Below are 9433 nucleotides of genomic sequence, written 5' to 3' on the forward strand. Positions count from 1 at the left end.
GCGGGCCCGCGGTGTGAGACCTTGGGACGGGGGCGAACCACCTAGGAGGCCCGATGTCCTCGAAGCGTCGCCGCAAGAAGAGGGCCCGCCGCAAGGGCGCCAACCACGGCAAGCGGCCCCAGTGCTGAACCGGCGCCGAACCGCTGCCGCGGCGCCGTGCCGGTCCGGACTCCCCGTCCGGACCGGTACGGCGTTCAGCCGTTCGCGGGTTCCGCGTCCTGCGGCGCGTAGTACAGGCTCGCCATGGTGGCGCGCTCGCGCCAGCCGAGGGCGGTGTACAGCGCCCGCCCCTCGGGCGTGCCGACCAGCAGGCCGGTGACCGCGCCGCGCCGGTGCCCGGCGTCCTGGAGGATGCGCATCACCAGCGAGCCGAGCCCCCGGCGGCGGTGCTCCGGGTCGGTCTCGATCTGGTCGGCGACGGCGGTCGTGCCGGTGACGGCGAGCTGGCCGCGCGCGGCGAACCGGCCGTCCCCGGTGCGGACCAGCACCCGGACCACGTCGCCGCGCCACCAGCTGGTGAGGGTGTATCCGGCCGGCACCGCCGGGTGTCCGGCCGCGAGCGGAACGCTCATCAGGTACCCGGGGACGTCGAAGCACCAGCCGGGGCCGAGCCAGGGGCGCACGGTGTCGTCGTCGGCGAAGAGCTTCAGCCAGGTCCACGGCGCCGTGGTGGCCGCCACCAGCTTCCGGACGTCGGCCTCGGTGGGTTCCGGCAGGACGTGCCGGGCCACCTGCCGCGGCTGCCCGACGTCGACGGTCCATCCCCAGGGCTCGTCCACCGGGTCGGCCGCACCCCGCGACACGATCCAGCCCTCGACCCACTCCCGCACCAGCTCGTTGACGGTGGGCTCGTCCACCCGCCACCCCCTGTAATAGTCAAGATTCGATTATGAATATTACCAAACCGCCGCAGGGCTCCGCCCGGCGGCGGTCGGCCGCGTCGACTGCGGGGCAACCTGCCGCAGGCCGTCGCGCACGCGATGATGCTGGGGTGCGCGGCCCGGCCGGCCGTGCCACCGTCCTTGCGGACCCACACCACGGAGGCACCCCCATGACCGCTTCGCTCCCCGAGCTCACCGGCGACTACGTCCTCGACCCCGCCCACACCCGGATCGGCTTCGTGGCGCGCCACGCCATGGTGACGAAGGTCCGGGGCTCGTTCGGCGAGTTCGAGGGCACCGCCCACCTCGACGGCGGTGACCCGGCCAAGTCGGCCGGTCAGGTGACGATCAAGTCCCAGAGCATCGACACCGGCGTCGAGCAGCGCGACCAGCACCTGCGCACCAACGACTTCCTGGACGCCCCCACCTACCCCGACATCACCTTCCGCACCACCTCGGTCGAGCCGCGCTCGGAGACCGAGTACCGGGTGACCGGCGACCTCACCATCAAGGACACCACCCGTCCGGTCACCATCGACTTCGAGTACACCGGCAACGCGGTCGACCCGTACGGCAACCTGCGGGTGGGCCTGGAGGGCTCGGTGACGATCAGCCGCAAGGAGTACGGCGTCACCTGGAACGCGGCGCTGGAGGGTGGCGGCGTGCTGGTCGGCGACAAGGTCGTCCTGGAGTTCGACATCTCCGCCGTCAAGCAGAGCTAGCGGCACCCGGTACCCGGGGGTCGGCGGGGCGGCCGGGGTGGCCCCGGGCGGGCGGTCGTTCCTCCTTCACCGGCGGGCCGGCGGTCAGCGGTAGGGGCCGAGGATCCGGCGCAGCCGGCTGCGGCGCGCGGGTTCGCGGGGGATGCCGCCGGTCCGGTCACCCTGGTCACCGGCGGTCCCGGCGGTCCCGGCGGTCCCGGTGTCCTCTGCGCCCTCGGCAGCGGCCACCGGGCCTCCGGCGACCGGCTCACCCTCCGTCCGTTCCCGGGCGACGGGCTCGCCGGCCGTCCGCCCGTCGGTGCGCGGCGCCCGCTCCGCGACGGCCGTCCGGCGGACCGGCCCGGTCCGCGCCCGGCGGCGGGCCGCGGCGGCGAGCGCCAGCCCGAGGCAGAACAGGAGCGCGAGCGCCAGCCCGGCGAGGAAGATGCCCAGGCTGTCCAGCGTCACCAGCTGGTTGCCCAGGATGGTCACCTGGTACTCCGGCCCGCCGGACAGATTGTCGGCGATCAGCAGACCGGTGAAGGCCGCCGTCGCGGCGACCAGCAGGAGTCCGAACAGCAACATGGCGTGTCCCTTCGGTCCTCTCCCCCGTCGGTGCCCATGCCCCTCCGGTGCGGCGCGCCTACCCGGGCGGGCCCCGGCCTAACGCGGGGCGCCGGGGCCGGCGGAGCCGCCCTGTTCGACCCGGACGGCGACCAGGCAGGTGTCGTCGTCGGTGTCCGCCGGGCTCAGCTCCAGCAGCAGGTCCAGGTACCGCTCCAGGTCGGGGCCGGGCCGGCCGGCGGCCCGGATGAGGTGGTCGACGGACTCCTCGACCGGACGGTCCCGGCGTTCCACCAGACCGTCGGTGTAGAGCAGCAGGACGTCGCCCGGCTCCAGGCGGGCCGTGTCCTCCTCGTACTCGGCGTCCGCCAGCGCGCCGAGCAGCACCCCGTGCGGCAGCGGCAGCACCTCGGCGCCGTCCGGGCCGAGCCGGATCGGTGGGAGGTGGCCGGCCCGGGCCCAGCGCAGCGAGCCGTCGTCCGGCCCGAGCAGCACGCACACGGCGGTGGCGGTCACCTGCCCCGGTTCGCGCAGGGCCACGGTGTTGGCCCACTCCAGCAGCCGGCCGGGGCCCGCGCCGGTGACGGCCAGTCCGCGCAGCGCGTGGCGCAGCGCGACCATGCCGGTGGCCGCGCCGACCCCGTGGCCGGCCACGTCGCCGACGGCGAGCAGCACCCGCCCGTCGGGCAGCACCAGCACGTCGTACCAGTCGCCGCCGACCCGCTCGCGCTTGGCGGCGGGCCGGTAGCGGACGGCGGCGCGCAGCCCGGTGGCGCCCAGCGGCGGCGGCGCGGCGGGCAGGATCGCCTGCTGGAGCCGCAGCGCCAGTCGCTCGCGCTCGGCCGATTCCTGCTCGCTGTCGGCCAGCCGGGCCCGGGTCGCGCCGAGCGCGACCTCCGTCCAGTGCTGCGCCGACACGTCGTGGTAGGCGCCGCGCACGGCGCTCAGCGCGCCGTCGGCGTCCAGGACCGGTTCGGCCACCACCCGGGTGTAGCGCTGGGAGCCGTCCGGGCGGACCAGCCGGAACACCGCGGAGGCGGTGCGCAGGCGGTGCTGCACGGTGTCCAGCAGCCGCCGGACGGCGGGCTCGTCGTCCGGGTGGACGTGCCGGGCGAGGCGCGCCAGCGGGACGGCCGGGGCCCCGGGCGGCAGGCCGAACAGCTCGGGCAGGCCGGCGTTCCAGAGGATCCGGCCGGTGCCGGGCTGTTCCTCGAACCCGGCCACCCGGGCGAGGCGCTGGGCCTGGCGCAGCAGCGCGGTCTGGTCGGTCTCGCCGGGCCGGTCGGTGTCCCGCTGCCAGCTGAGCAGCAGCCGTCCGTCGAGCGGGGCGACCGCGATCCGCAGGGTGGTGGGCTGGGTGATGCCGCCGCCCTGGAAGACCAGGTGCAGGCGGTCGTCGGTGCGGGTCTCGCCGGTCTCGTGGGCGCGCAGCAGCGGTTCCAGCAGGCCGGTGGCGCAGGCCACCGGGTAGGCCTCCAGCAGGGAGGTGCCGTCCAGGCCGCTGCGGGGGCGGCCGAGCGGGTCGCGGAACGCCCGGTTGGTGCGCAGGATCGTGAAGTCGACGGTCCGCCCGTCCCGCAGGACGGGTTCGAGCAGCAGGGCGGGGTTCACCAGGCCGTCGAGGAGGTCGGCCTGCCGCTCGGGCGCGACGGCGGGTTCGGGACGGCCGAGGACGGTGGCGCACAGGTCGGCGAGGGCCCGCAGCTGGCGGCGCTGCGGCGTGCCGAGGGCGGGCGCGGGGCCGGGCCAGAGGACTTCCAGCGCGCCGCGGCGGCGGCCGTCGCCGAGCAGCGGGAGGACGGCCCGGGGTGTGTCGGGACCGCCGACGCAGGGGCCGGGCGGTGCCGGCTGGTCGGGCCAGTGCTCGGCGCCGGAGGCGAGGGCCTGGCGGACGGCGGCGGGGACGCCGGGCGGCACCCGGTTCCAGGCCTCGGCCTCGTCGGCCGGCAGGCCGGACTGGGCGGCGAGCGCGAGGGCGCCGGCGGGCAGCCGCTGCCAGACCAGGACGGCGTGGGCGCCGAGCGGGGCGGCGCCCTGGCGCAGGACGGCCTCGACGGCGCCGGCCAGGTCGGGCACGGCGGCCAGGGCCCGGACGGGGGGTGCCGCGGCGTCGGGCGGCTCGGGCGGCTCGGGGCGTCCGGACGGTCCCGGGGCATCGGGCGGCCAGGCCCGGCCGGGAGCGCCCGGTTCGGGGCCGGCCGGCTCGGCGGAGCGGCCGACGAGGTCGGCGGCCAGGGTGACGACCGGCACCCCGGCCTCCCGGGCGAGCCGGGCGAGGCGGGCGGCGGCCTCGGCGGGCGGGACGGTCAGGCGCTCGGCGAGCATCCCGGTGGCGAGGTCGACCAGCGCCCGGGTGCCCTCCTCGCCGCGCATCCGCTCGGCGGCGTGCTGGAGCCGCCGGACGGCGCCCGCGAGCTGCAGGGCGACGGCGTCCCCCGCGTCCGCCGCATCCGCCGCGATTCCACTCGCCGGGGGCGGGCTCCCGGGCGCGGCGGGGTCGCGCACGGTGTCGTCGCGCGGGGTGCCGTCCGGTGGCCCGGCGGTCATGAGGTGTCCAGCCAGTGCCGCATCCGCGCCAGCAGCTGCTCGGTGTCCACGGGCTTGGTGACGTGGTCGTCGGCGCCGGCGTCGAGGCTCTTGGCCCGGTCCCCGGCCATGGCCTTGGCGGTGACGGCGACGACCGGCAGGCGGGCGAAGCGCTCGTCCGCCCGGATGGCGGCGATGGTCGCGTAGCCGTCGAGGCCCGGCATCATCACGTCCATCAGCACCAGGTCGGTCTCGGGGTGGTCGCGCAGCAGGTCGAGTCCGGCGCGCCCGTCGGCGGCGTGCAGGACGGTCAGGCCGTGCTGTTCTAGGGCCGCGGCGAGGGCGAAGACGTTGCGGATGTCGTCGTCGACGATCAGCACGGTGCGCCCGGCGAGCGGCTCGTCGGCGCCGGCGCCGGGCCCGGCCGGGCCCGGGGCGACGGGGTGGCGGCCGCCCAGCAGGGCGATCAGGCGTTCGCGGACCTCGTCGAGCCCGGTGAGGAGTTCGAGGCGGTCGACGGTGGTGCCGAAGCTCCCGGCGGAGCCGCCGTCGCCGTGGTAGCCGAGCACGGGGGTGCTCTCCGGGAGGGCGGTGAGCAGCACGGCGGCGAGATCGCCGGTGCGGGCGAGGTCGACGAGCGCGCACCGGTACGGGCCGTCGGCGATGGCGGCGCGCAGGGTGCCTTCGTCGCCCGCGGTGCGGACGGCCGTGGGCGGGTCGTCGCCGTGGGCCTCGACGGCGGTCCGGGTGAGCAGGGTCAGCAGGGCCGGCGGGTCGGCCTCGACGACCAGGACGCGGGCCTCGGCGGCCGGGGCGGTGGGGGGCCGGTCGCGGCGGGCGAGCGGGAGGTAGAAGCTGAAGCGGCTGCCCCGGCCGGCCGTGGAGCGGACGGTGAGGGCGCCACCGAGCAGCCGGGCGAGTTCGCGGCTGATCGACAGGCCGAGGCCGGTGCCGCCGTAGCGGCGGCCGGTGGTGCCGTCGGCCTGCTGGAAGGCGCCGAAGATGGAGTCGAGGTGGGCCGGGTCGATGCCGATGCCGGTGTCGTCGACGTGGAAGGCCACCGCGGCCTCCGCCTGGCCGAGTTCGGCGGGCAGCGCGCCGGCGTCGACGCGTTCGATGCGCAGGTCGACCCGGCCGTCGTCGGTGAACTTGATGGCGTTGGACAGGAGGTTGCGCAGCACCTGGCGCAACCGGGCCTGGTCGCTGACGAGTTCGGGCGGCACGCCGTCCTCGACGGTGATCCGGAAGGCGAGGTCCTTCTGGTCGGCGAGCGGCTTGAAGGCGGCCTCGACGTAGGCCAGCAGCTCCTGGAGGGTGAAGGGTTCGGGGCTGAACTCCATCTTGCCGGCCTCGACCTTGGAGAGGTCGAGGATGTCGTTGATGAGCTGGAGCAGGTCGGAGCCGGCCGAGTGAATGACGCCCGCGTACTCGACCTGTTTGGGGGTGAGGTTGCCGGCCGCGTTCTGGGCCAGGAGCTGGGCGAGGATCAGCAGGCTGTTGAGCGGGGTGCGCAGTTCGTGGCTCATGTTGGCCAGGAACTCCGACTTGTACATCGAGGTGAGGCTCAACTGTCTTGCGCGTTCCTCAAGTTCCTGCCTGGCCTGTTCGATCTCCAGGTTCTTGGCCTCGATGTCGCGGTTGCGGTCGGCGAGCAGCCCGGCCTTCTCGGCGAGTTCGGCGTTGGAGCGCCGGAGCTCCTCCTGTCCTTTCTGCAACTCCTCTGAGCGGGCCTGGAGTTCGGCGGTGAGACGCTGGGACTCGCCGAGCAGTTCGTCGGTGCGGGCGTTGGCGAGCAGGGTGCCGATGTTGACGCCGCAGGCCTCGGCGAACTGCTCCAGGAAGTCACGGTGGACGGCGCTGAACGGGTGGACGGAGGCGAACTCCATGACGCCGAGCAGCCATTCCTCCAGGGCGATCGGCAGGATCACCACCGAGCGGGCGTGGGTGGCTCCCGCGCCGGAGGCGATGGTGGCGTAGTCGGCCGGCAGGTCGTCGAGGGCGACGGTGCGACGGCTGCGGGCGGCCTGGCCGACCAGCGACTCGCCGAGCCGCACCCGCGCGGGGGCGCCGCCGCCGGTCGGCGGCCCGTAGGCGCTGATCCGGGCCAGCCCGGTGGACTCGCCGTCCTCCTCGGCCAGGTAGAAGGCGCCGTACTGGGCGCCGACCAGCGGGGTCAGCTCGTCGGTGATCAGTTCGGCGACCGCGCGGATGTCGCGCTTGCCCTGCATGGCGGCGGTGAAGCGGGCGAGGTTGGTCTTCAGCCAGTCCTGTTCCTGGTTGGCGCGGGTGGTCTCGCGCAGGGACTCCACCATGAAGTTGACGTTGTCCTTGAGGTCGGCGACCTCGCCGGAGGCGTCCACGGTGATCGAGCGGGTGAGGTCACCGGCCGCGACGGCGCTGGTGACCTCGGCGATCGAGCGCACCTGCCGGGTGAGGTTGCCGGCGAGTTCGTTGACGTTCTCGGTCAGCCGCTTCCAGGTGCCGGAGACACCCTCCACCTCGGCCTGGCCGCCGAGCCGGCCCTCGGTGCCGACCTCGCGGGCCACCCGGGTCACCTCGTCGGCGAACGATCCGAGCTGGTCGACCATCGTGTTGACGGTGGTCTTGAGCTCCAGGATCTCGCCCCGCGCGTCCACGTCGATCTTGCGGGTGAGGTCGCCCCCGGCGACCGCCGTCGTCACCTGGGCGATGTTGCGCACCTGGCTGGTGAGGTTGTGCGCCATGAAGTTGACGTTGTCGGTGAGGTCCTTCCACGTCCCGGCGACGTTGGGGACGCGTGCCTGGCCGCCGAGCCGCCCCTCGGTGCCGACCTCCCGGGCCACCCGGGTCACCTCGTCGGCGAACACCGAGAGGGTGTCCACCATGGTGTTGATCGCGCCGGCGAGCGCGGCCATCTCGCCCTTGGCCTCCACGGTGATCTTGCGGGAGAGGTCGCCCCGGGCGACGGCGGTGGCCACCTCGGACATCGAGCGGACCTGGCCGGTGAGGTTGGAGGCCATCACGTTGACGTTGTCGGTCAGGCCCTTCCAGGTGCCCGACACGCCTCGGACGGTGGCCTGGCCGCCGAGGTTGCCCTCGGTGCCGACCTCCCGGGCCACCCGGGTCACCTCGTCGGCGAAGGCCGAGAGCTGGTCGACCATCGTGTTGATGGTCTCCTTGAGCAGCAGGATCTCGCCGCGCGCGTCGACCCGGATCTTCTGGGTGAGGTCGCCCCCGGCGACCGCGGTGGTGACCTCGGCGATGGCGCGCACCTGCGCCGTGAGGTTGTCCGCCATCCCGTTGACCGACTCGGTGAGGTCCTTCCAGGTGCCCGAGACGTCACGGACGTCGGCCTGGCCGCCGAGCCGGCCCTCGCTGCCGACCTCCCGGGCCACCCGGGTCACCTCGTCGGCGAACGCCGAGAGCTGGTCGACCATCGTGTTGACGGTGTTCTTGAGTTCCAGCAGCTCGCCGCGCGCGTCCACCTCGATCTTCTGGGTGAGGTCGCCGCGCGCCACCCCCGTGGTCACCTGGGCGATGTTGCGCAGCTGCCGGGTGAGGTCGCCGGCCATCGCGTTGACGGCGTCGGTGAGTTCCAGCCAGGTCCCGGCCGCGCCGGGGACGTGCGCCTGGCCGCCGAGCCGCCCCTCGGAGCCGACCTCCCGGGCCACCCGGGTCACCTCGGAGGTCACCCGGGCGAGTTGTTCCACCATGCCGTTGAAGACGGCGGCGATCTCACCGGGCACGCCCGGCAGGTCCGGTCCGAGGCGGGTGCGGAAGTCGCCGTCGCGCACCGCCGTCAGTCCGGCGAGCAGCTGCCGCAGGACCTGGTCGGGCTGGTCCGCGCGGCCCGCGCCGGCCACCGGGGCGCGGCCCGGAGCCTGGTGCTCGTCCATCCGTCCACCGTCCGGATCGGCCGCACGGCCGGATCGCCCGACGGGCGGGCCCGGCCGCCGGGAGCGGCGGCGCCGCCCCGCCTCCCACTGTGCCACCGTCGCGCGGCGCGTGACGCGCGGAACGCCCGGTGCCGCGGTGGCGGCGGGGGTGGTTTGCCGTCCCGCCGCCGGGTAGACGCGGGCGCGAGGACGCGGAACCGGAAAGGAGCGCCGCCATGCCCCGAGGATCGAGCCCCAAGCGGGAGCGCCAGTACGAGCACATCAAGGAGAGCGCGCTGGATCGCGGCCAGAGCGAGAAGCGCGCCAAGGAGATCGCCGCCCGGACGGTCAACAAGGAACGCGCCCGGCACGGCGAGTCGAGGACCGCGAGCCGCAGTTCCACCCACGACATGTCCTCCGGCCGGCGGGGCGGGCAGCGCTCGCACCGGGGCGCCGGCGGGCCGACCTACGACCAGCTGTACAACGAGGCCAGGCAGCGCGGCATCAAGGGCCGTTCGAAGATGAACAAGCGAGAGCTGTCCCACGCGCTGGGCCGGTGAGGTCCGACGAGACAGGTGAGAGCGCCATGACCGTCCCGACCGTCCCACCGCCCGGCCATCCCGACACCGAGCCGTTCCCGCATCCGCACCCGCACCCGAATCCCGCGCCGCGGCCGGAGCCCGACCCGGCGCCGCCGCCGGTGCCGCCGTTCCCGCCGCCGGAGCCCGACCCGGGCCCGCCGACCGAACCGCGGCCGGTCGGCTGAGCACACCCGCCGACGCACGCCCGCCTGAACGGGCCCGCGGACCGGCCGGGGGGGCGCGGGGCCGGGGCCCGGGCCCGCCGGGCGGCGCCCCCCCCCCCCCCCCCGCCGGGCGGGGGGGGGGGGCGGGCGCCCCGGGCGCCC

7 protein-coding genes are annotated in these 9433 nt (G+C 75.5%); 3 read left to right on the forward strand and 4 right to left on the reverse strand.

The genetic code is table 11. The annotated features are described in order from the left end of the window. Positions 1-53 precede the first annotated feature (53 nt). A complete protein-coding gene (locus tag ABT238_RS38820; RefSeq protein ID WP_502884254.1) occupies positions 54-128 on the forward strand; it encodes a hypothetical protein in 75 nt (24 codons plus the stop codon). Between the two features lie 66 nt (positions 129-194). Here the strand turns inward: ABT238_RS38820 and ABT238_RS24860 are convergent, their stop codons facing one another. Next, entirely contained in the window at positions 195-857 is a 663-nt protein-coding gene (locus ABT238_RS24860) for a GNAT family N-acetyltransferase (protein ID WP_350565480.1), read from the reverse strand. Between the two features lie 194 nt (positions 858-1051). Here ABT238_RS24860 and ABT238_RS24865 point away from each other — a divergent pair, with 194 nt between their 5' ends. Beyond that, on the forward strand, positions 1052-1603 hold the full coding sequence (locus tag ABT238_RS24865) for a YceI family protein (protein ID WP_350565482.1): 552 nt from the start codon (positions 1052-1054) through the stop codon (positions 1601-1603). 84 nt (positions 1604-1687) lie between these two features. On the opposite strand, the gene ABT238_RS24870 is transcribed toward ABT238_RS24865, so the two are convergent. The 3 genes from ABT238_RS24870 to ABT238_RS24880 all read right to left on the reverse strand — a co-directional run bounded on the left by ABT238_RS24870 (position 1688) and on the right by ABT238_RS24880 (position 8547). Then, on the reverse strand, positions 1688-2167 hold the full coding sequence (locus ABT238_RS24870; RefSeq protein ID WP_350565484.1) for a hypothetical protein: 480 nt from the start codon (positions 2165-2167) through the stop codon (positions 1688-1690). A 78-nt stretch (positions 2168-2245) separates the two neighbouring features. Then, a complete protein-coding gene (locus ABT238_RS24875) occupies positions 2246-4693 on the reverse strand; it encodes a PP2C family protein-serine/threonine phosphatase (RefSeq protein WP_350790099.1) in 2448 nt (815 codons plus the stop codon). Next, positions 4690-8547: a HAMP domain-containing protein gene (locus ABT238_RS24880; protein WP_350565488.1), complete on the reverse strand. Its 3858-nt coding sequence runs from the start codon at positions 8545-8547 to the stop codon at positions 4690-4692. Before ABT238_RS24880 ends, ABT238_RS24875 begins: the two co-directional genes overlap by 4 nt. Positions 8548-8762: 215 nt before the next feature. On the opposite strand from ABT238_RS24880, the gene ABT238_RS24885 reads away from it, so the two are divergent. Further along, positions 8763-9086: a plasmid stabilization protein gene (locus ABT238_RS24885; RefSeq protein WP_350565490.1), complete on the forward strand. Its 324-nt coding sequence runs from the start codon at positions 8763-8765 to the stop codon at positions 9084-9086. The last annotated feature ends 347 nt before the right edge of the window (positions 9087-9433 follow it).

This window comes from Kitasatospora sp. NPDC001527 (assembly GCF_040298605.1).
GTDB lineage: Bacteria > Actinomycetota > Actinomycetes > Streptomycetales > Streptomycetaceae > Kitasatospora.

Bases quoted from the DNA above. Each gene is read 5' to 3' on its own strand.
- ABT238_RS24865 (WP_350565482.1), top strand. From the start codon at position 1,052: ATGACCGCTTCGCTCCCCGAGCTCACCGGCGACTACGTCCTCGACCCC.
- ABT238_RS24870 (WP_350565484.1), bottom strand. From the start codon at position 2,167: ATGTTGCTGTTCGGACTCCTGCTGGTCGCCGCGACGGCGGCCTTCACC.
- ABT238_RS24875 (WP_350790099.1), bottom strand. From the start codon at position 4,693: ATGACCGCCGGGCCACCGGACGGCACCCCGCGCGACGACACCGTGCGC.
- ABT238_RS24880 (WP_350565488.1), bottom strand. From the start codon at position 8,547: ATGGACGAGCACCAGGCTCCGGGCCGCGCCCCGGTGGCCGGCGCGGGC.
- ABT238_RS24885 (WP_350565490.1), top strand. From the start codon at position 8,763: ATGCCCCGAGGATCGAGCCCCAAGCGGGAGCGCCAGTACGAGCACATC.